The 25408-nt window shown below is 58.4% G+C and carries 20 protein-coding genes and 1 pseudogene; 13 read left to right on the top strand and 8 right to left on the bottom strand.

The annotated features are described in order from the left end of the window. The first annotated feature begins 78 nt into the window (after nt 1-78). Complete coding sequence (locus tag ACIOVB_RS12030) at nt 79-2634, top strand: LuxR C-terminal-related transcriptional regulator (protein ID WP_401267898.1); 2556 nt, start codon at nt 79-81, stop codon at nt 2632-2634. 288 nt (nt 2635-2922) lie between these two features. After that, the gene (locus tag ACIOVB_RS12025) at nt 2923-6417 is read left to right on the top strand and encodes a dermonecrotic toxin domain-containing protein (protein WP_401267895.1); all 3495 of its coding nucleotides are present in this window, start codon (nt 2923-2925) and stop codon (nt 6415-6417) included. A 28-nt stretch (nt 6418-6445) separates the two neighbouring features. On the opposite strand, the gene ACIOVB_RS12020 is transcribed toward ACIOVB_RS12025, so the two are convergent. Then, entirely contained in the window at nt 6446-7234 is a 789-nt protein-coding gene (locus tag ACIOVB_RS12020; RefSeq protein ID WP_401267892.1) for an IclR family transcriptional regulator, read from the bottom strand. A gap of 165 nt (nt 7235-7399) precedes the next feature. On the opposite strand from ACIOVB_RS12020, the gene hmgA reads away from it, so the two are divergent. The 4 genes from hmgA (at nt 7400) to ACIOVB_RS12000 (ending at nt 12182) form a co-directional block, all read left to right on the top strand. Next, the gene (gene hmgA / locus ACIOVB_RS12015; RefSeq protein WP_187676826.1) at nt 7400-8704 is read left to right on the top strand and encodes a homogentisate 1,2-dioxygenase; all 1305 of its coding nucleotides are present in this window, start codon (nt 7400-7402) and stop codon (nt 8702-8704) included. Nucleotides 8705-8707: 3 nt separating this feature from the next. After that, complete coding sequence (fahA, locus tag ACIOVB_RS12010; protein WP_401267889.1) at nt 8708-10012, top strand: fumarylacetoacetase; 1305 nt, start codon at nt 8708-8710, stop codon at nt 10010-10012. Nucleotides 10013-10024: 12 nt separating this feature from the next. Further along, nucleotides 10025-10660 (top strand): maleylacetoacetate isomerase, encoded by a 636-nt coding sequence (gene maiA, locus ACIOVB_RS12005; RefSeq protein ID WP_401267886.1) that lies wholly within the window; start codon nt 10025-10027, stop codon nt 10658-10660. Nucleotides 10661-10811: 151 nt separating this feature from the next. Continuing rightward, a complete protein-coding gene (locus ACIOVB_RS12000) occupies nt 10812-12182 on the top strand; it encodes an MFS transporter (RefSeq protein WP_401267884.1) in 1371 nt (456 codons plus the stop codon). A gap of 51 nt (nt 12183-12233) precedes the next feature. Here the strand turns inward: ACIOVB_RS12000 and ACIOVB_RS11995 are convergent, their stop codons facing one another. Further along, nucleotides 12234-13037, bottom strand: coding sequence for a transglutaminase family protein (locus tag ACIOVB_RS11995; RefSeq protein WP_401267883.1), 804 nt, complete (start codon nt 13035-13037; stop codon nt 12234-12236). A 185-nt stretch (nt 13038-13222) separates the two neighbouring features. Between ACIOVB_RS11995 and ACIOVB_RS11990 the strand changes: the two genes are divergently transcribed. Further along, nucleotides 13223-14242, top strand: coding sequence for a Glu/Leu/Phe/Val dehydrogenase (locus tag ACIOVB_RS11990; RefSeq protein ID WP_187676831.1), 1020 nt, complete (start codon nt 13223-13225; stop codon nt 14240-14242). 145 nt (nt 14243-14387) lie between these two features. On the opposite strand, the pseudogene ACIOVB_RS11985 reads toward ACIOVB_RS11990, so the two are convergent. Further along, nucleotides 14388-14642: pseudogene (locus ACIOVB_RS11985) on the bottom strand (YebG family protein); the annotation flags it as partial. Nucleotides 14643-14979: 337 nt separating this feature from the next. Between ACIOVB_RS11985 and ACIOVB_RS11980 the strand changes: the two are divergent. Continuing rightward, nucleotides 14980-15480: a phosphate-starvation-inducible protein PsiE gene (locus tag ACIOVB_RS11980; RefSeq protein WP_187676832.1), complete on the top strand. Its 501-nt coding sequence runs from the start codon at nt 14980-14982 to the stop codon at nt 15478-15480. On the opposite strand, the gene ACIOVB_RS11975 is transcribed toward ACIOVB_RS11980, so the two are convergent. Next, on the bottom strand, nt 15477-15794 hold the full coding sequence (locus ACIOVB_RS11975; RefSeq protein ID WP_187676833.1) for a DUF3509 domain-containing protein: 318 nt from the start codon (nt 15792-15794) through the stop codon (nt 15477-15479). The two genes, ACIOVB_RS11980 and ACIOVB_RS11975, sit on opposite strands and share 4 nt — an antisense overlap. A 244-nt stretch (nt 15795-16038) precedes the next feature. Next, complete coding sequence (locus ACIOVB_RS11970) at nt 16039-17415, bottom strand: L-serine ammonia-lyase (protein WP_401267880.1); 1377 nt, start codon at nt 17413-17415, stop codon at nt 16039-16041. A 135-nt stretch (nt 17416-17550) separates the two neighbouring features. Here ACIOVB_RS11970 and ACIOVB_RS11965 point away from each other — a divergent pair, with 135 nt between their 5' ends. Together ACIOVB_RS11965 and ACIOVB_RS11960 are read left to right on the top strand one after the other, a co-directional pair. Next, nucleotides 17551-18498: a LysR substrate-binding domain-containing protein gene (locus tag ACIOVB_RS11965; RefSeq protein WP_187676835.1), complete on the top strand. Its 948-nt coding sequence runs from the start codon at nt 17551-17553 to the stop codon at nt 18496-18498. A 200-nt stretch (nt 18499-18698) separates the two neighbouring features. Beyond that, nucleotides 18699-19103 (top strand): HPF/RaiA family ribosome-associated protein, encoded by a 405-nt coding sequence (locus tag ACIOVB_RS11960; protein WP_401267877.1) that lies wholly within the window; start codon nt 18699-18701, stop codon nt 19101-19103. 70 nt (nt 19104-19173) lie between these two features. On the opposite strand, the gene fecA is transcribed toward ACIOVB_RS11960, so the two are convergent. The 3 genes from fecA to ACIOVB_RS11945 form a co-directional block, all read right to left on the bottom strand. After that, complete coding sequence (gene fecA, locus ACIOVB_RS11955) at nt 19174-21507, bottom strand: TonB-dependent Fe(3+) dicitrate receptor FecA (RefSeq protein ID WP_401267874.1); 2334 nt, start codon at nt 21505-21507, stop codon at nt 19174-19176. Nucleotides 21508-21597: 90 nt separating this feature from the next. Next, nucleotides 21598-22530, bottom strand: a complete 933-nt coding sequence (locus ACIOVB_RS11950; protein ID WP_401267873.1) for a FecR domain-containing protein — start codon at nt 22528-22530, stop codon at nt 21598-21600. Further along, nucleotides 22527-23015 (bottom strand): sigma-70 family RNA polymerase sigma factor, encoded by a 489-nt coding sequence (locus ACIOVB_RS11945; RefSeq protein WP_401267871.1) that lies wholly within the window; start codon nt 23013-23015, stop codon nt 22527-22529. The genes ACIOVB_RS11950 and ACIOVB_RS11945 overlap by 4 nt, the downstream gene beginning before the upstream one ends. A gap of 177 nt (nt 23016-23192) precedes the next feature. Here ACIOVB_RS11945 and ACIOVB_RS11940 point away from each other — a divergent pair, with 177 nt between their 5' ends. The 3 genes from ACIOVB_RS11940 to ACIOVB_RS11930 are packed head-to-tail and all read left to right on the top strand — an operon-like array spanning nt 23193 to nt 25407. Then, nucleotides 23193-23498 carry a DUF3649 domain-containing protein gene (locus tag ACIOVB_RS11940; RefSeq protein ID WP_305441490.1) on the top strand — a complete coding sequence of 102 codons (306 nt, stop codon included), beginning with the start codon at nt 23193-23195 and terminating at the stop codon, nt 23496-23498. Beyond that, nucleotides 23495-25081, top strand: coding sequence for a PepSY-associated TM helix domain-containing protein (locus ACIOVB_RS11935; protein ID WP_401267870.1), 1587 nt, complete (start codon nt 23495-23497; stop codon nt 25079-25081). Before ACIOVB_RS11940 ends, ACIOVB_RS11935 begins: the two co-directional genes overlap by 4 nt. Then, entirely contained in the window at nt 25081-25407 is a 327-nt protein-coding gene (locus tag ACIOVB_RS11930) for a DUF3325 domain-containing protein (RefSeq protein WP_187676841.1), read from the top strand. The genes ACIOVB_RS11935 and ACIOVB_RS11930 overlap by 1 nt, the downstream gene beginning before the upstream one ends. Nucleotide 25408 lies beyond the last annotated feature (1 nt).

The raw sequence follows: 25408 nt of genomic DNA, 5'->3' as shown, positions 1-25408 counted from the left end.
ATCAGCGTGCTGAATACTTATCAACAAGCGGTTTGGAGAGGGCTAGGGTGAGCCAACAACTATAAAAAGGTTAAACCGATGACCGCCATGACGCCGTGTCTGGATCGCCCCGGATTTCTGCCCAGACTGTCCGCCCATCATCAGGCACGCTCGCGATTGAGCGAGCCGTTGCTTGAGTCGATGGCGCGGGTCAGGCTGATCTGCGCTCCTGCGGGCAGTGGCAAGAGTGCGCTGCTTGCCGAGTGCCTGCTGCAGGCGCCGCCACGCTGCGAGGTCGGCTGGTTGCCGTTGGCAGGCGCGGCATTGAGTACCAGTGAATTTTGTCTGCGACTGGCGCAGGCGCTGGGGCTGGCCGAGACAACGGAGTCCGCTCTGGTCGCTGCGCTGAGTCGCTGGTCGAGGCCGACCTGGCTGTTTATCGATGACTACTGCCGCCTGCCGGATCCAGCGCTGGACGCGTTGCTTGATCGGTTATTGACGGTCAGCAGTTCCGCGTGCGTCTGGTGGATCGGCACGCGTAGACGCCCGCAATGCAACTGGCCACGCCTGCTGCTCGATGATGAACTGTACGAGTGCGAAAGCCCGACGCTGGCGCTCACGCAAGCAGAAATTGCCCATGCGCTGAAGCACTTGCCCGCCGAGCAGGCGAGCGACCTGTCCGCGCGAATCTACCAGCGAACCGCAGGCTGGTGCGCCGGGGTCCGCATGGCGCTGTTGCGCAAATGCGATTGGTCGCAGACAACTGAACCACAGCAACGCGTCGATACGCTGCTCGACTATCTGCAACATGAACTCTTCAGTGGCCTCTCGCCGGAACTGACCGAAGTCTGGCGCGTGCTCGCACAAATGCCGCGCTTCAATGCTCAACTGTGCGAGCACTTGTTCGGCGCCGGGGAGGGGGCTGTACACCTGCGCACATTGCAAATGCTTGGCTGCTTTATTGAGCCCTGGAATGATTCTGCGGACTGGTCGCACATTTTTCCGCCGCTGTCTCGCGTCGTGCGCGAGGAACATTGGCCGTCGCGCCGTACATGGCATCGACGTGCCTGTCAGTGGTTCAGTGCAGCACGGGATTGGCGCTCGGCATTTGAACAGGCGTTATTGGCAGAAGAATATGAAGCCGCAGTCAGCTTGCTGCAGCACTTCAGCTTCGAGCAGTTGTTTGAAGAGCAAACCGTCGTGTTATTGGTGCAGTTGCACGAGCAACAAGGTGTGGAGTTGACCCTGAGCACTCCGCAACTGGTCGGGCTGATTACCGCTGCGTTGCTCTTTGCCGGTCGTTTCGAGCAGGCAGCGAAATGCATCGGGCACCTGGGGCGGTTCATGCCGCAGCCTTCGCCAGCGCTTGAGCGGCAGTTGATTGCGCGTTGGCAAACGTCGCAAGGCTGGTTATTGCATTTGGAAGGGCGGATGGAGGCCGCTCATGAACACTTTTCGCAAGCGCTGGAGGTACTCGATCTCGAGAACTGGATCGCTCGGGTGATGTGTTTGTCAGGGTTGACCCAGCAGGCTCTGTTGCGCGGGGAGCTGGATCTGGCCCACGCGCTGAATCGCCAGGCGCTATGTCTGGCGCGGGCGCAAGGCTCGCTGGTTTTCGAAGCACTGCTTGAACTCGATCACGGACAATTGCTCGAGCAGCGCGGCGCTGCACCTCGGGCTGAAAGTCTGCTGGCGGGCGTGCATGATTTGCTCGCCCGGCAGCCGAACCGGCTGAGCCCTTTGCTGGGACGGATTGCCTTGCGTCGCGGGCGCCTTGCGCTGAGTCAGGGGCTGGATGCCTCGGCGGCTGCGTTTTTCCAGTCGGGGCTGGACGATTGCAAGCGCAATCAAGACAAGCGGGTTTTGTATGGTTATCTGGGACTGGCGCAACTGGCTGCCAACGAGGCAGATTATCAAAAGGCGTTCGTATGGCTGCGTGATGGTGAGCGTTTGATGCAGCAAAGGCAGATTCCGGAAACGGTTTATCGGGGAGTGCTGTTACAGGTCAGCAGCCTGTTCTGGTTACAGCAAGGACGTCCCGAGCTGGCATGCGAGGCCATGACGCGTCTGCTGCGACACTACCAAGGATCGGATGCCTTGCAGGCACCGCCGGCGACACTTGAGCTGATTCCGCGGGTTGAGTATTTGCTGATCCTTGCACAAGTTGGGCTGCGCACGGCGCTCAATCCGATCGGTCGTCTCCAGCTTTTGTTGGAGGCGGCACATCAACGCAAAATGCTTTGGCTGGAAACCGACCTTCATCTGGTGTTGGCCGAGGCTGCCTTTATGCTAGGCGATCAGCCTTCGGCGCGGCGTCACTTACAGAAGGGGCTGGAAATGGCCAGTCACCATGGTTTGCATCAGGCGTTACGTGAACTGAAACTGCGTCAACCTGATTTGTTGAAAGAATTGAATAACAAGGTCGTAGATTCGCCCAGTGCCAGGAAACTGATTGATAGCGGTCTGCTCAGTCTCCGCGAGTTGGAAGTTTTAGGTCTGATCGCCAAGGGATATTCAAATCAACAAATTGCGGATCAGTTGTTTATTTCTCTACATACGGTAAAGACCCACGCCAGACGCATACATGGAAAGTTAGGTGTCGCACGACGAACTCAGGCGGTGGCGTGTGCCAAGTCAATGGGTATGGTGTTGTAGTGTTTTTGTTACATGTAATTTTTAGAAAGGGATGGGTTTGCTCTTCGTAATAAAGAAGACTGAATGTAAGCGTCAAGGTCTGGTGGTAGGCGGATTTTAGTTGTTGGCGGTGTCGGTGTGAAGAAATAATTAATTTGTATTATTTATTCTGAATGTTTGGTTTTGGTCGTATACAAGATTGGAAAAGTATTCTGAGTATCTTTTCGATAAGTGCCCGGTTTAGTTTGAATTAGCGAAGCAAATGTCATTCGGATATTTGTAAGTATCAAACTGATAGGGTGTTTCGAAATGGAAGTTCGTAGTCTTGATGAGTCTGGATTTGGCAGATTGGGTGAGGCACTGGCCGCACTGTCGGATCACTTGAAGGGCGTGCCTGCATTTGATTTTATTTTACGTGCCTGTTTGAAGCGTGCACTTGGAGAATTCGCGCCAGGGATCGATGAACGTCTTGTTCACATCAATGTTCGTGGCAATGTCAAACCGAAGCAAATGGAGCCGGTAGGAGGTTTGTTTCACGTTTTGAATGACTGCCTGCAGCGTGGCAGGGCACCGACGTACGATGCGCAGTATTACGCGATTTATGATCGCCCGCTTTCAACCGATACTCGAAATCTATACCCTGCGGTCTCTCTGGCCTCTGTGGAGAAACTGCTGACGCACCTGTTTCGAAACTTGCCAGACTACTATGTTGCTGCGCTACAAGAGTACTGGGCAGGAAAAGACGAAAGTAAGGGGCAGTTTTCCCTTCCAAGAAAAATGACCTTGGGCGAGCTTCAGGCCAATCTCTTTCTAAATGAACTTGAAGTTCTTGCTGATGAGGGCGCTATCAGCCGTGAGGAGCTTCAACGCATCCGCTATAGGGTTCAACCGGGTTCGCGCGGCTCATGGTATGGCGTATTTATCGGCAGCCGAGGGGACGCTTATAGCGAGCAACGTTCAATGTTCGCCATCCCGCTCGAAGCGCCCGTCAACGATGAACTTGTTCCTCGGGCCGATACGGCGATAGTGCTTTACTCCCCGACCCATGGCGTCGAAAAATTCTCTTCCTCTGCTCAGTTGCATCAGACGCTGGAGCAACGCTTGATGTCAGGTGACAGTCGTGAGGTGTTCTTGCGGTCGCTCGCGATCAATGAGCGAGAAACATTTCCGACCGCGCCTGAATTTCGTTATTTGAAAGTTGAGGCCGATCTGTTTGCACGCATCAGCGATAACGGGATTGAGAAATCTTGCGCTGATGTTGTGAAACAGCTGGCTCGGTTCACAGATCCGGATTCGGATTTTGTTTCGGTTGTTGCGTCGGTGACGTCTGCACAGTCTCTACCGGACATTCCTCGCTTGGCGAAGGCTCGCCAGGCGGTACTTCTGCGCCAAGCGCAAAGAAACCGGTGGCCGGTCTGGTTAAAAAATGCCGGTTCGACGAATCAGGAAGTTTATGAGGCATTGCAACAGCGCCTGCTTGAAAGCGAGGTTCAATACCATGAAGTAACCAAGGGGTTCGCATCGCTCAAGGACTTTGCAAAAAATGAAGTGGAAGCATTCATTTCGCCGGGTAAGGACGTTCGGATTGATCCCGATAGCATCTTCGTCAATATCCGAAATGTGTTGAAAGTAACGAATGGCCAACAGATTGAGACAAAGGAGCGCAAGACGCTCACTCAGGCGTTCATGTACGGCGTGCATGATCGAGGCGGTCAATATGAGATTGCTGTAGAAAATCAGCCGTTTAACCCAAAATTTACGCCTTCCAATCTGATCAATTCGATCATTTCGCTGAATGTGCGTAACCGGTATAACGACGCGCGGCAAGCAGTCTACTCCAAGCGTGAAGTTTTCGACGCTCTTCGAGAAGTTCAAGGCAAGAGGACGGCGCTGTCGATATTTAGCGCGGTTCTGCAAAAGCATGTGAGCTCGCGTGCCAATGACATGGTCAATCGCTATAACTTTGGTGATCTGTCTTTTATGTCCGGGGAGATCAAGCTCGGTGCGAAATATGAAGCGTTCAAAGACTTGAGGTATTTTGCACAAAAGCTTAATCGCGAAGACTTCATCGTGTTGTATGCGCCGGGTTTTCCATCCGGACAAGAGTGGTTTGAGTTTCCCAATTCAAGACAGTTAAGGAATGAATTATTAGCATGGGTCCAGGACGATGAAATTTGGGAGTATTTGAAGGGTCAGGCCGTTCTGTCTGATGTAAACAGAATGGTGGCTGAAGTCACAGGGGATAGTTGGACTCTACGGTGGATTGGCCAATCGAGCTTTGAATTCCCGTTCACTACTGAAGACTACCCGTTGGAAAATGCGGTAAAAAATATCCTCAGTTGGGAAGCGAAGCAAATTGAAGCCTTCACACCTCAGTGGTTCAGGAAAGCCTCGGTGGAGGAACAAGGGTTATCCGTTCGACTGCATACAGAACTCAAGGCTATTCAGAACATTGCAAAAGACGATCTGAAAATCGTGCCTTTCAAGGAGTTTGCTCGTGATCTGGTGATGAAGACATTCGCCCAGTACTGGGATCGAAAGGGACTTAAAGTTCCTGTCTTCGATCCGGAAAATGTAAGGGTCAAAATTAATAATGTTCCAGAAATGACGCTCACCAATCTGTTCATCCAGTGGCAGACCTGGCGTAGTGACGTTTCGATTTTTGAGAAAATTCTGAGTGCCGTCGTTCCAGGAGTCTCCATAGCAATAGGTGAGTTAAGAGATTACCTTCGAACTGCCAAATTCAGCGGTTCGGTTCCACGAGCATTAAATGTACAGGTCATCAATGATCTTATTGATCTTAAGCCCGGTGAACTTTATGAGGCGTATCTTGAAAAACAATTCATCTCGACCCCACGTCGTGCTCTGAAAGAAGTTTTTTACCGAGAGCTGAAACAGAACGAAATGCTCACTGCAGCCCTGGCCCAGAAAATCAGGCGCACGATATCCAATGAGGATTTCAATTGGTTGAAAGCGCTTATTGATGGTCTTGATAGAAATAGTCCCGGCACTGATTTATACACAGTAGGCGCTCAATCCGTGCCGGACGTGGGCGTTTATCATTTCACCTTGGAAGGCAGGAAAATTCACGGCGCTTATATCTTTAGTCGCCAGTTTAACGGGCGGCTGCAGTCTGTTGTTTATACGCCGGGTACCCATGACGGGAATGATTTCTTCCCTGTCGAACAGTTGTCGGCGCGGCTTGAAGATTCCGCCTTTAAAGGCCATGTTTTACGAATGGTCAGTCTTGAAGATCAAAAGGCTGTCAAACAACTCACAGATAAGTACAAAAGCGGCGGCACACGCGAACGGCCGCCCGTGCTGTACAACGCGTATGGGGTTGGCAACGAGTTCAAACACGAGTACGTCGCCCTGGTAAAGCGTTTCATGGCTGACGTGGATTATCAAACCACCAGCACTTGGGAGGCGGTCTGGGTCGATGCCAAGATTTTGATTGGTGTCGCTTTGGATGTTGTCTCGTTGTTCGTGCCTCCAGTAGGCGCGGTGGTGAGTGTACTGCGAATCGCCTATACGATCGTTGAGGGGATTTCGGCCTCACTGGACGGCGATAAGGAAGCAGCCAATGCCTACTTTGCCAGTGCCTGGAGGGCGGCCATCATGTTTTATATCGGCAAGATCTCTGGCGTCGGCAACTCTGTCAGCGCGTACGGACTACTGTCTCAGATCAAGGATTATGCAGACCTGCTCTCGGATGTAACCGGTGTCCCCGTCGGCATCAGCTATGTGACCGCAGTCGCCGTAGCGCCTCACAGAGTGGAAAGCACCACCCGACTGATCGGTTGATCCAGTAATCGAAGCGCCGGCTACTCTTTCAGGACGCTGGCGTCTCGAATCCCATCCGCCAACTCACGGCCCGCGTCGCAGCCAACAACCGCTGCGCCGCCGGGCCGTTTTCGTCTGCGTGGAACAACGAGGTCGGGCCGACGATGGTCAGCACCGCAGCGACTTGTCCAACGGCGTTGAACACCGGCGCCGACAAGGCATCCACGCCCGGCATCAACAAACCATGCACATGATGCAGACCGCGTTCGCGGATCTGTTCACACAAGGTTGCGTAAACCGTTTCATCGGCCAGCGGATGGTCGGCGACGGCGATTTCCTGCTCGCGCAATTCGTCAGTTTCCCGATGCGGCAGATAGGCGCTGAACACCAGTCCGGTCGAGGAACTGAGCAGCGGCAGCACCGAGCCCAATTGCGTCACCACCGTCACCGCACGCACGGCCGGTTCGATGTGCACCACGGTCGCACCCTGATTGCCCCACACCGCCAGGAAGCAGGTTTCGTTGAGTTCGTCGCGCAATTCGGCCAGCGGCAGGGCGGCGACTTTCAGCACGTCCATACTGTTGAGGGCGGCCAGGCCAACGCGCAGCGCTTCACGGCCGAGGCCGTAATGGTTGGTGGCGGGGTTCTGCTCGGCAAAACCCGAGGCGATCAACGCCTGCAGATAACGATGCACTTTGCTCGCCGGCATCTGCACATGTTCGGCCAGACGCGACAGCGACGTGGCTGGCGACAACTCGGCCAGGGCCTTGAGGATGTCGGTGCCGACTTCGGCGGAGCGGACTTTCTGTTTGCCGTTGCTGTCGCTGGTTTTTTCCATGGTGCTGCCGGGATCCGAAAACGAATGGGCGTCTTTATAGCTTGACGCTGGATAGCGAGCAAATTACGTTATGCGTAATCGAATTACGATAATAACAACCCCGGCGTGCCGAAACCTCTGAGCCAGAGCGATGGGCCACTGCCGACTCCCTGTTCAGGAGGCTCCATGAACCTCGATTCAACCGCGTCGACGCTGGCTTATCAGTCCGGCTTCGGCAACGAATTCAGCTCTGAAGCGTTGCCCGGCGCGCTGCCTGTTGGTCAGAATTCCCCGCAAAAAGCCCCATACGGCCTCTATACCGAATTGTTCTCCGGCACTGCGTTCACCATGACCCGCAGTGAAGCGCGACGCACCTGGATGTACCGGATTCAGCCGTCGGCCAATCACCCGGCGTTCGTCAAGCTGGAGCGGCAACTGGCGGGCGGCCCGTTGGGTGAAGTGACCCCCAATCGCCTGCGGTGGAACCCTTTGGACATCCCGAGCGAGCCGACCGATTTCATCGACGGCCTGGTGAGCATGGCGGCCAACGCCGGTGCTGAAAAACCCGCCGGGATCAGCATCTACAACTACGCCGCCAACCGCTCGATGGAGCGTGTATTTTTCAACGCCGACGGCGAACTGCTGCTGGTGCCGCAACTCGGGCGTCTGCGCATCGCTACTGAACTGGGTGTGCTGGAAGTGGCGCCGCTGGAGATCGTCGTGCTGCCGCGCGGTTTGAAATTCCGCGTCGAACTGCTCGATCCGCAGGCGCGCGGCTACATCGCCGAGAACCATGGCGCACCGCTGCGCCTGCCGGATCTGGGACCGATCGGCAGCAACGGTCTGGCCAATCCGCGCGACTTCCTGACACCGGTCGCCGCCTACGAAAACCTGCAACAACCGACCACGCTGGTGCAGAAATTCCTCGGCCAATTGTGGGCCACCGAACTCAATCACTCGCCGCTGAACGTGGTCGCCTGGCACGGCAACAATGTGCCCTACAAATATGATCTGCGCCGCTTCAACACCATCGGCACGGTCAGTTTCGATCACCCGGATCCGTCGATCTTCACCGTATTGACCTCGCCGACCAGCGTGCACGGTCTGGCCAACCTCGACTTTGTGATCTTCCCGCCGCGCTGGATGGTGGCCGAGAACACCTTCCGTCCGCCGTGGTTCCACCGCAACCTGATGAACGAATTCATGGGCCTGATCCAGGGCGAATACGACGCCAAGGCCGAAGGTTTCGTGCCCGGCGGCGCCTCGCTGCACAGCTGCATGAGCGCCCATGGCCCGGATGGCGAGACCTGCACCAAAGCGATCAACGCCGATCTCAAACCGGCGAAAATCGACAACACCATGGCCTTCATGTTCGAGACCAGTCAGGTGCTGCGCCCAAGCCGTTTTGCCCTCGACTGCCCGCAACTGCAATCCACTTACGACGCCTGCTGGGCCACGCTGCCCGCCACGTTCGACCCGACCCGGAGATAACCCATGACTCAGAATTCCATCACCCGCAGCTGGGTCGCTTCGGCCAACGGCCACGCCGATTTTCCGTTGCAGAACCTGCCGTTGGGCGTGTTCAGCGTTGAGGGCTCCGAGCCGCGCAGTGGCGTGGCGATTGGCGAACACATCTTCGATCTGCAAGTTGCACTTGAGGCCGGTCTGTTCGACGGCGTCGCTCGCACGGCGGTTGAAGCCATGCACGGCGGTCAGCTGAACGCGTTCTTCGAGCTCGGTCGTGAGGCGCGTGTGGCCTTGCGCGAACGTCTGCTGGAACTGTTCAGCGAAGGCAGCACCCTGCGCGGCAACATCGAAGCTCAAGGCGCAAAACTGCTGCCGTTGGCCGCCGATTGCCAGTTGCATTTGCCGGCGCGCATCAGCGACTACACCGACTTCTACGTAGGCATTGAGCATGCGCAGAACGTCGGCAAACTGTTCCGCCCCGACAACCCGTTGCTGCCTAATTACAAGCATGTGCCGATCGGTTATCACGGTCGCGCCTCCACCGTGCGCGCGTCCGGCACCGACGTGCGTCGCCCGAAAGGCCAAACCTTGCCGGCGGGTGCGAGCGAGCCGACCTTCGGCCCTTGCGCGCGTCTGGACTACGAGCTGGAGTTGGGGATTTGGATCGGGCAGGGCAACGAGATGGGCGAGTCGATTGCCATCGGTGATGCCGCCGAACACATCGCCGGTTTCTGCCTGCTCAATGACTGGTCGGCCCGCGATATCCAGGCCTGGGAATACCAGCCGCTGGGGCCTTTCCTGTCCAAGAGCTTCATCACCAGCGTCTCGCCGTGGGTGGTCACCGCCGAAGCGCTGCAGCCGTTCCGCACCGCACAACCGGCGCGTCCTGAAGGTGATCCGCAGCCGCTGCCGTATCTGTTCGACAAGCGCGATCAGGATGGCGGCGCCTTCGACATCGAACTGGAAGTACTGCTGCTCACCGAAGCCATGCGCGAGCAGAATCTGCCGGCGCATCGCCTGACCCTGAGCAACACCCGTTACATGTACTGGACCGTGGCGCAAATGGTCGCGCACCACAGCGTCAACGGCTGCCAGTTGCAGGCCGGCGATCTGTTCGGTTCGGGCACTTTGTCCGGCCCTGAAAACGGTCAGTTCGGCAGCCTGCTGGAAATCACCGAGGGCGGCAAAAAGCCGATCGAACTGGCGTCCGGCGAGGTGCGTAAATTCCTTGAGGACGGTGACGAAATCATCCTGCGCGCACGCTGCGCCCGCGACGGTTTTGCCTCCATCGGCTTCGGCGAATGCCGCGGCAAAGTGCTGGCGGCGCGCTGACAGGAGCGGCTCATGGATCTCTATACCTATTACCGTTCGACCTCGTCGTATCGGGTGCGGATCGCGCTGGCGCTCAAGGGCCTCGACTATCAGGCGTTGCCGGTCAATCTGATCGCGCCGTCCGGTGGCGAGCATCGGCAAGCGGCGTATCTGTCGATCAATCCGCAGGGGCGGGTGCCGGCCTTGCGTACCGATGATGGCGAGTTGCTGATCCAGTCGCCGGCGATCATCGAGTATCTGGAAGAACGTTATCCACAGATGCCGCTGTTGCCCGAAGACCTTGCTGCCCGCGCCCATGTGCGTGGAGTGGCGGCGGTGATCGGTTGCGATGTGCATCCGCTGCACAACGTCAGCGTGCTCAATCGGCTGCGTCAGCTGGGGCACGATGAACCGCAGGTGGTGGAGTGGATCAGTCACTGGATCAGCCAAGGCCTGGCGGCGGTTGAGCCGTTGATCGGCGACAGCGGCTTCTGTTTCGGCGAGTGGCCGTGCGTGGCGGACGTTTACCTGATCCCGCAGTTGTATGCGGCAGAGCGGTTCAATGTTTCGCTGGAGGCTTACCCGCGTATTCGTCGCGTTGCAGCGCTGGCTGCCGAGCATCCGGCGTTTATCAAGGCGCATCCCGCCAATCAGCCAGATACACCGTAATACCCCCTGTGGGAGCGAGCCTGCTCGCGAATGCTGAGTGTCAGCCACCATTCATTTACCTGACACACCGCATTCGCGAGCAGGCTCGCTCCCACAAGGTTCGGCGTTGATCCACGCAAAAAAACCATAAAAACAAAACAGGAACCTTGCGATGCACAACCAGATTGCCAGCTTCCGGGCGGCACTCGACGCCCGTCCTGTGTCCCGCTATCAGTGGTTGCTCTTGATCCTGCTCGCGTTGTTGCTAGTCACCGACGGCTATGACGCCCAAGTGCTCGGTTATGTGGTGCCGGCACTGGCGCAGGACTGGGGGTTGGAAAAGTCAGCGTTCGGCCCTGTGTTCAGCGCCAACCTGCTGGGCCTCACCATTGGCTCTCTCGTCGTCACGCCACTGGCCGACCGCTTCGGCGTGCGCCGCATCCTGCTCGCCTGCGTACTGATTTACGCGAGCCTGACGGTGCTGATGGTGTTCGCCGATTCTCTGAATTCGCTGATGATCGCGCGCTTCATCTGCGGGATCGGCATGGGCGGCGCAATGCCCAGCGCCATGGCATTGATGTCGGAATATTCGCCACCGCGCCTGCGCACACTGATGGTCACGCTGGCCGCGTGCGGCTTCTCGTTCGGCGGTGCGGCGGGTGGTTTTGTTGCGGCGGGGTTTATCGATCAATTTGGCTGGCAAGCGGTGTTTCTCGCCGGCGGTGTGACGCCGTTGCTGCTGTTCCCGTTCCTCTGGTGGATGCTGCCGGAATCCTTGCCGCGTCTGCTGCGTGATGCCCCGCCGTATGCGCGGCTGCGCAAAGTCACCGCGCGGATGCTGCCCGACTGGCAACCGCCAGCCGCCTCCGTTGAACAGAACGAGCAGGAGCAGGGCAGCAAACTGACCGTGGTCGAGTTGTTCCGTAACGGCTACGCGCGGCCGACCTTGCTGATCTGGGCGACGTTTTTCGTCAGCCTGATTTTGCTGTACTTCATGATCAGTTGGCTGCCGTCACTGTTGCTGGAAAGCGGCCTGAAACTCAACGAAGCCAACCTGGTGACGTCGATGTTCCTGTTCGCCGGGACCCTGGGCGCGATCTGCATGGCCTGGTTCGCCGACCGCTTGAAACGCAAGGTGCGTCTGTTATCCGCCGTGCTCGCGTGCGCAGCGTTGTGCACAATCCTGCTGGGACTCAATCACGACAACCCGCGTTATCTGGTGGCCTGCGTGTTTGCCGCAGGCTTCTGCATCATCGGCGGGCAACTGACCCTGAATGCGTTCGCCAGTAACTTCTATCCCGCGCATGTACGCGCCACTGGCACCGGTTGGGCGTTGGGGGTAGGGCGTTTCGGTTCGATTCTTGGGCCGCTGTTCGGCAGTTTGCTGTTGGCGATGCATATTCCGGTGGAGCAGATTTTCTTCTTCTGCGCGATTCCGGCCGTCATTGCCGCACTGTTGATCATTCAGGTGCGCTCGCCCTCTGAAGCCACACCGAGCACTGTGGGAGCGAGCCTGCTCGCGAAGAACGATAACGCGGTTTGACTCATGGACCGAGGCGCCTGATTCGCGAGCAGGCTCGCTCCCACAAAGGGATCAGTGGACGACGGAATTGGGCGGCAAGTGTCCCAGTCTTTCGGTCAGGCGCAGACGCTGGATTGGATCGTCGCTGAGCAACAAGGCATGTTCCAGATCGAAACGCTCGGCATTCGGGCAATCCAGTTTTTGATACAGACTGGCCCGAGCGAGGTAATCGGCGGCACCGGCATCACCCAGTTCCAGCACACGTTCGGCATCGATCAGCGCAGCAATAAAGTCGTCGTGACTCGAGTGCAACTGACGAAGGTTACGCGACAGGCGCTGGAGCATCTGCACCGGTGTGGCGGTCAGTAGATGCTCGGCATTGATTTTCATGTGCGCCCCATATTGGCGCTGCAACAGTTCGCGACAGTCATTGGGATACAGGCGTCGGCCACCGCACGGATCAAGCAAGTGATCGGCGCCGGGCACCTTTAGCAGGAAGTGCCCGGGGAAATTGACCCCGACCAGTGGAATCTCCAGGGCGCGCGCCAACTCCAGGGCAATCAAGGCCAGTGCCAACGGTTGTCCGCGGCGGGTTTGCAAGACTTTATGCAGCATTGCAGCCTGCGGGCGCAGCGGCAGGAAGTCATCCTGGGCGAAGCCCAGATCAGTCATGCGCCGCAACAACGGCTGCGCCAGTTCACTCACCGGCAGCATCGGCAAGCCGTAACTGACCCGCTGCTGCAGATCCTTGAAGTCTTGCAGCAGCGTTTGGGGATCGATAGCTTTTTCGTGCTCGGCCGCCATCCACAGCGCGGCTTCGAACAGCGCGGGCGGGGAGCGGTGCAGACACTCGAAAAAACGTTGGCGCGGACTCATTGAAATCTCCGGGGAATGCCTCGTTTTAGCCCCGTCCGTGCCATTCGTCCAGTGTCTGGCAACTCGGGCCCGGGGTTATGCCGCAAAGCCATCATCACCATTGATGCTTATTCCGGTGCGCTCCAGCAATTTTCGGGCGCAAGCCTATACTGGCGTTCTACAAGAAGTGATTCGGGAGCCCAACGATGTTTGCGCTCATGCAAAGCACTCGCCTGGAATCGCTGCACCTGAGCGTTGACCCGGTTTCCGGGTTGAAGGCGGTCATAGCCATTCATAACAGTCGTCTGGGGCCGGCCCTGGGCGGGTGCCGTTACCTTGCCTATCCCAATGACGAGTCGGCCGTCGAAGACGCTATTCGTCTCGCCCAGGGCATGAGCTACAAAGCCGCGCTGGCCGGATTGCCTCAGGGCGGTGGCGTTGCGGTGATCGTAAGACCGGTGCACGTGGAAAACCGTGGCGCACTGTTCGAAGCCTTTGGTCGGTGCATCGATCAGCTCGACGGCCGCTACATCACCGCTATCGACAGTGGCACCTCGGTGGCGGACATGGATTGCATAGCCCAGCAGACCCAGCATGTCACCAGCACCACGTCGGCGGGCGATCCTGCGCCGCACGCAGCGATGGGCGTGTTTGCCGGGATTCGTGCAACCGCCATGGCACGGTTGGGCAGCGACAATCTTGAAGGTTTGCGTATCGCCATTCAGGGGTTGGGCAATGTCGGTTTTGCGCTGGCCGAGCAACTGCATGCCGCCGGGGCCGAACTGCTGGTCAGCGACATTGACCACGGCAAGGTGCAACTGGCGATGGAGCAGCTCAACGCTCACCCGATCGCCAACGATGCGTTGCTCAGTACGCCCTGCGACATACTCGCTCCGTGCGGGCTGGGCGGTGTGCTGAGCAGTCACTCGGTTGCACAATTACGTTGCTCGGCGGTGGCGGGCTCGGCCAACAATCAGCTGACACATCTGGATGTGGCTGATCAATTGGAGCGGCGCGGAATTCTTTATGCGCCGGACTATGTGATCAATGCCGGTGGCCTGATTTATGTCTCGCTGAAACATCGTGGCGAGGAACTGACCACCATTACCGCGCACCTGTCGAAAATCAGTTCACGGCTGACCGAAGTGTTCGCTCATGCGCAGGCGGAAAAACGCTCGCCAGCGCGGGTGGCGGATGAGTTGGCGGAAAGGGTTTTGTATCGGTAGGTTTCGAAGGCATGAAAAAGGCCCTGAGTCGTACGACTCAGGGCCTATTCAATTCGGGCATAAATTACTTCGCCGCTTTCGCTGCTTTGGCTGGTTTCACCGGCGCTTCAGCAGATTCCTCGACCTCGGCTTTTTCGACCGGCTCAGCCGGCGCATTGATCAGCTCCGACAATGCATCAGGCTGGCTCTTGAACGCTCGGGCGAACACATCGCGGTTCTTCGCCATGTAAATCCCGGCTTCTTCCACTTGCTGTTCAGTCAGCGACGGAACAGCTTTTTGCAGCACATCGGCCAAGTATTCGGCCAGTTCGAGCATTTTGTCATGACGGTCAGCTTCGGCTTTATCCATGAACAAGCGCTCCAGATCTCGGCTGCTGCGGTATACCACTTCGACGGCCATTCACCACCTCACATGCCTTCACATTAGTTGTCTTTGCGACCACTGTATTTATATACAGCGAAAAGGATAAGCGAATCCCTGCGCTTTGGGTAGTGGCTTTTCAATGTAGACCGGATTTTGGGTTTGTCAGATCGACCGTGTCACCTTCATTCGCGAGCAAGCTCGCTCTCACAGGGGCGGGTGCGAGACCAAGAGTGCGACCAAACGCCACGGCGCGGGTTTTGCGGCGTCTCGCCATGATGCGTGGCCCTGTTTCTGCATGAAATCAGGCGCGTGAAGAAAAACCGTCACGTCCAACACGCATCATCCGCTCGCATCGAGCTAAGGAAACATCATCGTGAAAATCAACTGGGCCGAGAAACTGCGGCAAAACGTGCATCAACTGGCCGAGTCTCTGGGCAATCTGTTCGTCGAGACCTTCCACTACCTGGCGCTGTTCGCCATCGGTGCGGTCACCGCGTGGGCGGCGGTGATGGAGTTTCTCGGGATGCTCGAAGTCGGGCATATCAAGATCGATGACATTCTGCTGCTGTTTATTTATCTGGAATTGGGGGCGATGGTCGGGATTTACTTCAAGACCAACCATATGCCGGTGCGTTTCCTGATCTACGTGGCGATCACTGCGCTGACGCGGCTGCTGATCTCCAACGTCTCGCACCACAATCCGCCAGACATGGGCATCATTTATCTGTGCGGCGGGATTCTGCTGCTTGCGTTCGCGATTCTGGTGGTGCGTTACGCCTCGTCGCAATTCCCTTCGGTGAAGATTGAACACCCGCAACGCAAGATTGGTACGGGGTCCGGTGAGCATCCCGAAGTCGAGAAGGGCGAGCTTTAAAGTCCGGCGGCTTGCCGGGGCTGGCCGATGACTTTTGGCGGTGGCGGGGTCAGCCCGTCGCCGCTGGTCATGGCTTCGAGGATCGCCATGGCGCTGTGGCCCTGTTCGATGGCGATGCCGAACTGAATGCTTTGCACCAGACGCTTCAGGCGTGTGGGGTCGTTGCGCTGTTCGGCGCTGATCATCCGTTTGGCCACGATGCGGCCGCTGTTGGACAGAGTCAGCATGATGCTGCCGTCCAGGCCCTGAATGCTCAAGTTGATCTGATAGTCCGGCGCGAAGGCATCGGTAATGATCTGAAAAGGGTTGTCCATGATGCGTCACCGCCTGATTGAACGTGCAGTTGTTGACCGGCCGTGATCTGGTTGGTTCGCCCCTCCAGACCACCGGCCATTCCGTGGCCATATCGCCATTATCGTGTTGATCAGGTGTAGCAAGGGCTATGCCGGGAATCTTGTCGGACAATGGATACGGCATAAAAAAGGCGAGCCCATGGCTCGCCTTGTTTATTTGTGGCCCGTTTCAGGGCGCGTGACCGCTCACAGTGCAATTAGCCGGTCAGCATTCCACCCAGTTCACCGCCAAGCCGCCCCTTGAAGTCTCTTTGTATTTGTCGTGCATGTCGGCGCCGGTATCACGCATGGTGCGGATCACCCGGTCGAGGGAAATGAAGTGGTTGCCGTCGCCGCGCAGAGCCATTTGCGTGGCGTTGATCGCCTTGACCGCCGCGATGGCATTGCGCTCGATACACGGCACTTGCACCAGGCCGCCCACCGGGTCGCAGGTCAGGCCGAGGTTGTGTTCCAGGCCGATTTCAGCGGCGTTTTCCAGTTGTTCCGGGGTTGCTCCGAGCACGTCGGCCAGGCCGGCAGCAGCCATGGCGCAGGCCGAACCGACCTCACCCTGACAGCCGACTTCGGCGCCGGAGATGGACGCATTTTTCTTGCATAAAATGCCGACGGCGGCCGCGCCCAGGAAGAAATTGACGACGTCATCGTCAGACGCATCCGGGTTGAATTTCATGTAGTAGTGCAACACCGCCGGAATGATCCCGGCGGCACCGTTGGTCGGCGCGGTCACCATGCGTCCGCCAGCGGCGTTTTCTTCGTTGACGGCAAGGGCGAAGAGGTTGACCCACTCCATTGCCGACAGCGTCGAGCTGATGACATTCGGCTTGCCGATTTCCAAGAGACTGCGATGCAATTTCGCTGCACGGCGCGGGACATTCAGACCGCCGGGCAGAATGCCTTCGTGGCGCAGGCCTTGTTCGACGCACTCTCGCATCACCGACCAGATGTGCAACAGACCTTGACGGATCTCAGCGTCGGAGCGCCAGGCGCGTTCGTTGGCCATCATCAATTCGGAAACACGCAAATTGTGCTGTTTGCACAGCGACAGGAGTTCGGCGGCGCTGGAAAAGTCGTACGGCAACACCACGTCACCGGCCGGTGATACACCGGACTCGGCTTCTGCCGCTTCTATAATGAAACCGCCGCCCACCGAGTAGTACGTCTGCGTGAACAGTTCGGCGGTTTCGCCAAAGGCTGTCAGAGACATGGCGTTGGGGTGGTAGGGCAGGTTCTCGTCCAGCAACAGCAGATCGCGTTGCCAGTTGAAGGCGATCGAGCGTCCACCCGCGAGGGGCAGTTGGCCGGTTTCGCGCAGTTGCTGGATACGTGGCTCGATGGTCGACGGATCGATGCTGTCTGGCCATTCTCCCATCAGGCCCATGACCGTGGCGCGGTCTGTGGCATGGCCGACGCCAGTGGCCGACAGCGACCCGTACAAACGGATTTCCACACGACCTACGTCGTTCAACAAGCGTTGATCGGTCAGCGCCTGAGCGAAGGTTGCAGCGGCGCGCATCGGGCCGACGGTGTGGGAACTGGACGGACCGATGCCGACTTTGAATAGATCGAAAACACTGATAGCCATGCTAAACCCTTACAAGCAATGGAGTAGGAATCGCTGCCATTTTTTGTCGGACAAGCGCAATGTCGGCGATACTGCCTGCCTCGGTCTGCCGTGACCAACGAAACTTCCTAAGACAGCCTTTAGCAGGACTAAACAATGAGTCGTCAATTGCATGCCCAGACCTACGTCTGGCTGCAGGTGTTTTCCTGTGCCGCGCGGCACCTGTCGTTCACCCGTTGTGCAGAAGAACTGCACATCACGCCGGGTGCGGTCAGTCAGCAAATCCGCCAATTGGAAGAGCGCCTCGGTTTCCGTCTGTTTCATCGCCGTGCGCGTGGCGTGGAATTAAGCGCGCAAGGGCAGCGACTGGCGATAACAGTCAACGAAGCTTACGGCAGCATCGACGCCGAGCTGCGCCGACTCGATGCCGGGATGATCAGCGGGATTTTGCGGGTGCGTTCGATTCCGTCATTCCTGAGCAAATGGCTGACTCCACGCCTGCCTCGCCTGCAACAGCGTTTTCCGGATATCCAGTTGCGGCTGGTGGCCGAGGACAGCAGCGTGCCGTTACATGAGGGCGACTTTGATCTGGCGATCGACCTGAACGACGGCAGCTATCCGGGGCTGTTATCCACAGCCTTGCTCGACGAGCAGATTTTTCCGGTGTGCGCGCCGAGCCTGCTACGTGGACGTCCACCGCTGCATGGCCCGGCGGATCTGGTGCATTTCCCGTTGTTGCACGACATCACCGCCTGGCGTGGCAGTTATGAATATGCAGAGTGGGAATTCTATTTGAACGCGATTGGCTTCGAAGGCGCCGACGTGCGGCGGGGGCACACGTTCAATCGCAATCACCTGACCATCGAAGCGGCCATCGCCGGCATGGGCGTGGCGATTGCCCGGCGCACGCTGCTCAATGATGAGCTGGAGCGGGGCGCATTGATCGTGCCGTTCGGGCTGTCGGTGCCCAATCATAAACGTTATGTATTGCTGTATGCGCCAGGGGCGTTGAGCCATCCGGGCGTGCGTGCGGTGCACGATTGGCTGGTGGAAGAGGCGGGGATTTTTCGCAGTTTGCACCCGCTGAACGACGGGCAATTGTGAGCGAATTTTGCAGAGTGACGAGGCGACCCAACTCCCGACCTTACCAGCGCTTTGCCCGGTTGTCCGGCTTTTTTTGCGAATGAAAATTTTTCTTTTTTCAGGGGTTGAAATGTTTGGCAGTCGGGCCGATTGTTGTAATCAAGGGGTCACGAAATCCTGTTCAAGGCCTCTTGCGAGCTAGCTGAAATAAGGGATGAACTATGCAAATCCAAGTCAACAGCGATAACCATATTCAAAGTAGTCAACGACTGGAGGAGTGGGTACGTACAACCATTGAGAGCACGCTCGAACGTTATGAAGAAGACCTGACCCGTGTCGAAGTCCACCTGAGCGACGAGAACGGTGACAAACCAGGTCCCCATGACTTGCGCTGCCAACTGGAAGCGCGGCCAAAAGGCCATCAACCGATTTCCGTCACCCACAAAGCCGATTCGCTGGAACAGGCGATCGATGGTGCAGCCGAAAAACTGGAACACGCGCTGGAGCACCTGTTTGGCAAATTGCGCGGCAAACCACGCGCCGCTGTGGTGCCATTTAGCAAGGCGAATGACGCACTGCTGGAGCAAGAGTTTCTCGAGAATGAACAGGCAGCGATCAACAGTTGATGCGCTGATTATTTAATCACCCAATGAGAACGGGCCTGCTGATGCAGGCCCGTTTTGTTTTCAGTGGTGGTCAAAACGCCACAGAAGTCTGCACATACACCGTCCGCGGTTCCCCCACGTATTTACCCTTGTTGTTGTCATCGAACGAACGCGTGAAGTATTGCGTGTTGAAGATGTTCTTCACCCCCACCGCCACATTCAGATCCGACAATTGCGGGCCGAAGTCATAGCCCGCGCGACTGCTGAACAGCATGTAGCCCGGGATCTTACCGGTGCTGCCGTCGGCGCTTTCTTTTGAGGTGTTGGCGTTGTCGGCAAACTGATCGCTCTGGAAGCTGCTGTCCAGATTCAACTTCCACAGCCCCTCGGTGTAACCGACGCCAAGCGTGCCTTTGTGTTTCGAAGAGAACGGCACGCGATTGCCTTTGTTCGGCCCGTCTTCGCGGATGGTCGCATCGACGTAGGCGTAAGAGGCGTAGACATCGAAACCGGCCAGCGCCGGGCTCAAGTCGTCCAGCGCATAGTTGACGCTGGTCTCGATGCCTTGATGGCGGGTTTCGCCACGGGCGATCACCGAATCATTGGTCTGGTTACTTTCGTATTGGTTGTCGAAGTTGATCAGAAACGCGCCAATCTCTGCGCGCAACGCGCCGTTGTCGTAACGGGTGCCGAGTTCCCAGGTACGCGCCTTCTCCGGTTTCACTTCGCCGCTGCTCACGCGGTTGGGCATCTGGCTGTACTGCACGCTGCCGAACGAACCTTCGGTGTTGGCGTACAGGTTCCAGCTGTCAGTCAGGTGATAAAGCACGTTCAGTGCTGGCAGCGCGGTGTTGTAGTCGCCCTTGTATTTGACGTTGGTGAGGTTGTTGGTCTGCTGCGACTCGATCATTTCGTAGCGCACGCCCGGAGTGATCGTCCACTTGCCGATGTCGATACGGTCGTCGACGAAGAACGCATTGGCTTCGGTGCCGCCGCGCGTATCGCGGTCGTTGCGGCTGTCGGTGGTCGGGTATTGATTGCTGGCAATCGGCGTGCGGTAGCGCAATTCGTGGCCGGCCTCGTTGATGTAGCGATAGCCGACGCCGACTTCATGGCTGGTCGGGCCGAGATCGAAGCCCTGGGCGAAACGCGTTTCAAAGCCGCGCACCCAATACTCGCGTGGCGACAGCGAGAGGAAGGTGCCTTGATCCAGATAACCGCTGCGCAAGGTTTTGGTGAAGAAGGTGTTGGCGGTGAATTCGCGGCGATCTTCCTGATAGCGATAGCCGAAATTGAACATCGTGCGCCGGCCCCAGAACTGGTCTTTCGGGCGCGTGGATTGATACGGGTCGGCATCGTAATCAGCGACGTTCAGGCCTCCGGGCATGTCAGCCTTGCCTTCGTAATACTGGGCCATGGCGTTGAAGCTGTTGGCCTCGTCGAGCTGATATTTGCCTTTGAGGATCAGGTCGTCGATCTCGGTATCGCTGTGCTCACGCCAGTCGCCGCCGCGAGTACCGGAGTACAACAAAGCGCCGCCCAGACCGTTCTCGTTGGTGCCGCCGGCCAGCAGGTTGGCGCTGGTCTTGAAGCCGTCGTGGCTCGACGACGGACTGGTTTCTGTCTGGAAGCCGCCCTTGACCGTCGGCTCGTCGGGAATCGCCCGGGTCACGAAGTTGACCACGCCACCGACGTTCTGCGGGCCGTAACGCACCGCGCCACCGCCGCGCACCACGTCCACCGCATCCATGTTGCCCATGCTGATCGGCGCGAACGACAGTTGCGGTTGACCGTAAGGAGCAAAGGGTACCGGGATGCCATCCATCAACACCGTCGAGCGTGCGGCGAGACGTGGATTGAGACCGCGAATGCCGAAGTTCAGCGCCATATCATGGCTGCCGGTGCCGTTGTTCTCCGGGGCGTTGACGCCGGGAATGCGGTTGAGCACATCGCGCGCCTGGGTGGCGCCCTGGCGTTCGAAATCTTCGCGGCGGATCACGTCGCGAGCGCCAGGATGTTCGAAGACGTTGATTTGCTGCGCATCACCGAGCCAGTCGCCGACCACTTTGGAGGTGTCCAGCTCCAGCGCTGCGTTACCTGCCGGTTGCAGGCTGAAAGCGTTATCGCCCTCGGCGCGCGCTTGCAGGCCGGTGCCTTCGAGCAATGCGTCAAGACCTTGCTCTGGCGTGTAACTGCCTTCCAGGCCGCGGCTTTGCACGCCACTGGTGACGTGCGAGCCGAAAGAAATCAGCAACCCGGCTTCGCGGCCAAATTGATTGAGGGCGTTTTCCAGCGACGACGGCGCAATGTGATAAGCCTTGGCATCGGCAGCCAGCGCGACGGGCAGGGCGCTGAAACTCAGGCTGGCGCCGAGGACGAGGTTGCGCAGACTGCGGGCCAGCGGCGTGAGGCGGGTGGGGTGCATGTCGTATGATCCTGAGAAGGTTGAATCAAGGGGGCTTTCCTTCTCTGTCACGCCAGATCTGAAAAACGGCTCATTTGTTTTTAAGTATTTTCAAACCCGTGCTTCGACACTGACCCAGTAGCGGGTAAATCGCTTCACGTTCACCGGCAAGCTGATTTCCAGCAGGTCGAGAATCCGCTCGCTGTCGTCCAGTGGATAAGTCCCGGAGATCAGCAGATCGGCGACCTTCCTGTCGCAATTGAGCTGCCCGCGACGGTAGCGTCCCAGCTCATCGAGGAAATCACCGAGGCGCATGTGCGCGGCGACCAGCATGCCGTCGACCCAGGCGCCGCTGTTGGCGTCCAGTGATTTGGGTTCACTGACAGCGGTCGCGGTAAAACTCAGTTGTCGGGCGCCAGGCAGCAGCATTGGCGCGCGTGCGTTGCTGGTCAGTTCGACTCGACCTTCGAACAGCGCGACGTGCGTGCGATCGGCAAACTGACGTACGTTGAGGCGCGCGCCCTGGCTTTTCAGTACACCCTGCGCGGTGCGTATCTCGAATGATTGCGAGGCGCTCAGGAGCATTTCGCCTTCCAGCAAACGAATCAGCCGCTGCCCGCCATCTAAATCCACTGAACTGGCCGTGTTGAGGTGCAACTGGTCGCCCGCACCCAATGCAATTTTGCGTCGCTGACCCACCGGGCTGCGGTAATCGGCGAGCAGCGGCGGCAGCGGATTGTGCTCGCGCATGCCCCAGGTAACGGCGGAGCCGGCGCCAAGAATCAGCAACAGTTTCAGTGCCTGACGGCGGCCGCCGGACTTCGGCCCGTTCAACGCCGCGTGCGCCAGCGGCGAGGACACGCCGCGCAAGCGCTGGTTGACTCGCGCGATGTGCTCCCAGGCGCGGCGGTGTTCGCTGTGCGCGTCCAGCCACTGTTGCAACGCCTGTTGCTGGCGCGCGCTGAACGCGCCTTGCTGCATTTCCAGCAGCCAGCTCACAGCCTGTTCGGCCACTTGTGCGGAGAAATCCGGGGCGCGGTTCACAGAGCGAAATAGCAGCGCATCGCCGCTTTGTTCAGATGGCGTTTGACCGTGGCCACAGAAATGCCCAGTTCAGCGGCGATCTGCGGATAGGTCAGGCCATCGACTTGCGCCAATAGAAAGGCGCGTTTGACCAGCCGTGGCAAACCGTCGAGCAGTTGATCCAGCTCCATCAGGGTTTGCAGGATGATCGCTTTGTCTTCTTCCGACGGCGCCACTCGTTCTGGCATCTGCGCCAGGGTGTCGAGGTAGGCGCGCTCCAGATCCTGCCGGCGGTAGTGATTGCACAGCACGCGCTTGGCAAGGGTGGTGAGAAAGGCGCGCGGCTCGATGATCACCGGTGCTTCGCGGGCGGTTAGCACTTTGATGAACGTGTCTTGCGCCAGATCCGCCGCGCTGTCCGGGCAGCCGAGTTTGCGCCGCAACCAGCCGGTCAGCCAGCTGTGGTGGGCTTGATAGAGCGATTCGACGGGATGGGCGGACGGCAACGGTATTACTCCGGGCGCACTGTTTGTACGTTAGAGAACAAGAACTGTTCGCATTGTAGGGGCGTCGGAGGTTGGCCGGCAATCAGATGCTTTTGCGTATGAGAATATTTATCATTAATATTGCTCGCCTGTTGGTTCGGCTTGTCGGCCGGACGTTTTCCGTTTCAGGGTCGAAACATGAAAGCCAAACTCGCCACGCTCCCCATGTCCTATCGTCTTGCCGTCACCTCGCGGGTGCTGGCGGCGGTGTTTGGCGGCTATCTGGTTGCTGCGCTGGCCAGTGTCACGCTGACGATGTGGTTGCCCTTGAACCGTGCCGAAGCGGTGGTGACCGGCATGACTATTTCCTTTTTGGTCTATCTGGTCGCGGTGCTTTGGTGTTTCGCCTGCCGCACCGCCTGGTCGGCGTGGGTCGGTTTGCTGGTGCCGAGTGTGATTCTGGCGACCGTCTCCGGCGCCGCGCGCGGATTGGGTTACGCATGAAAGAGGGTTTCCGTCAGGCGATGGCCTGGTTGCACACCTGGGCCGGACTGGTGTTCGGCTGGTTGTTGTTCGCGATTTTCCTGACGGGAACCCTGGCCTATTTCAAGGACGAAACCAGTCACTGGATGCAGCCTGAAATCCCCGCGCGGCCGATCAATGCCGAGGCGAGCCTGACGCTGGCCCAGGATTATCTGCAACAACACGCGGCGGGCGCCTCGCGGTGGCTGATCGACCTGCCCGACGCCCGCGACCCCGGCCTGACCGTTCGCTGGCAACAAGCCCCGGCGAAACCCGGCGAGCGTGGCCGCTTCGAATCCAGAACCCTCGACGCTCAAACCGGCACCGAAGTGCAGGGCCGCGAAAGCATGGGCGGCGAGTTCTTCTACCGGTTCCACTTCCAGCTGCAAATGCCTTATCCGTGGGGCCGCTGGCTGGCGACGATCGCCGCGATGGTGATGTTCGTCGCGCTCATCACCGGGATCATCACCCACAAGAAAATTTTCAAGGACTTCTTCACCTTCCGCCCGCGCAAAGGTCAGCGTTCGTGGCTCGATGGGCATAACGCCTTGGGCGTTTTGGTGCTGCCGTTTCACTTGATGATCACCTACAGCAGCCTGGTGATCTTCATGTCGATGGTCATGCCGGCAAGCATTCTGGCGTCCTACGGCGGCGACGCGCGCAAGTTTTACGATGAGGTTTTTCCGGCCTCGAAGACGCCGGAGCGAGCGAATGTTGCTGCTCCACTGGCACCCATGGCGCCCTTGTTGGCCAAGGCCAGCGAGCAATGGGTCGGTGGCCACACCGCGCGGCTCTCGGTGAGCAATCCCGGGGATGAAAATGCCTCGGTGGTGCTGTCGCGCGCCGGCGATCGTGTGGTTCACGATTTTGGCAGCGCAGTGACTTTTAACGGTGTCACTGGGCAGATGCTCAGCAGCACGCCGGATCAACCGGCGGCGATGGCGGTGGGCGGCGCTTTCTATGGTCTGCACATGGGCCACTTTGCCGGGCCGGTGTTGCGTTGGTTGTACTTCATTTGTGGCTTGGCGGGCACAGCCATGATCGGCACCGGGCTGGTGATCTGGCTCGGCAAGCGTCAGCTCAAACACGCCAAGAGCGGTGTGATGCCGTTCGAGTTGCGGCTGGTGGAAGTGCTGAACATCACCAGCATGGCCGGGCTTGTGTCGGCGGTGGCGGTGTTCTTCCTCGCCAATCGGCTGCTGCCAGTGGATCTGGCTGGACGCGCAGATTGGGAAGTGAATGCGTTCTTTATTGCCTGGGGTTTGAGCGTGGTGCATGCGTTATTGCGTACCGGGCGCAAGGCGTGGATCGAGCAGCTTGTGCTGGGTGCCGCGCTATTTATCGCGGTGCCACTGATCAATGCACTGACCACGCCGTGGAATCTCGGCGTAACGCTGGCGCAGGGTGATTGGGTACTCGCCGGTTTCGATCTGACGTGTCTGGCTACCGGTGTTTTCCTGGCCTGGGCCGCGTGGAAGATGCAGCGTGCCGCCACCACGGTCAGGGTCAAAAAAACGCCCCGCGAAACGCACCGGCCGATCACGCTTGAGCAAGGGACAAACTGATGCTGCTGGCGCTTTTGCTTTGCTACGCCGGGTTCACGGCGCTGTGCCTGTCGATGCCTCGGCACCACGATGAATTGCTTGGCCACAAACCTTCGCCGCGACGCCGTCACGGCCTGACGCTGGCGGGTTGGTTGCTGCTGGGCTTATCGATTTGGGCGGCCGTGACGGCCAATGGCTGGAGTTTCGGGCTGGTCGACTGGTTTGCCGTGCTGATGCTCAGCGCATTGGCGCTGGTGCTGTTGCTGCCGTATCGCCCGCGTCTGGCCTTGGCGCTGGCCGGGGTCAGTCTGTTGGCCAGCCCGGTCGCGGCATGGGCGCAGTGCTGAA

This window comes from Pseudomonas sp. NPDC087639 (assembly GCF_044743385.1).
Lineage (GTDB): Bacteria > Pseudomonadota > Gammaproteobacteria > Pseudomonadales > Pseudomonadaceae > Aquipseudomonas.
The sequence above is the reverse complement of the archived record's forward strand: the minus strand, read 5'-3'. Positions and strand labels throughout refer to the sequence as shown.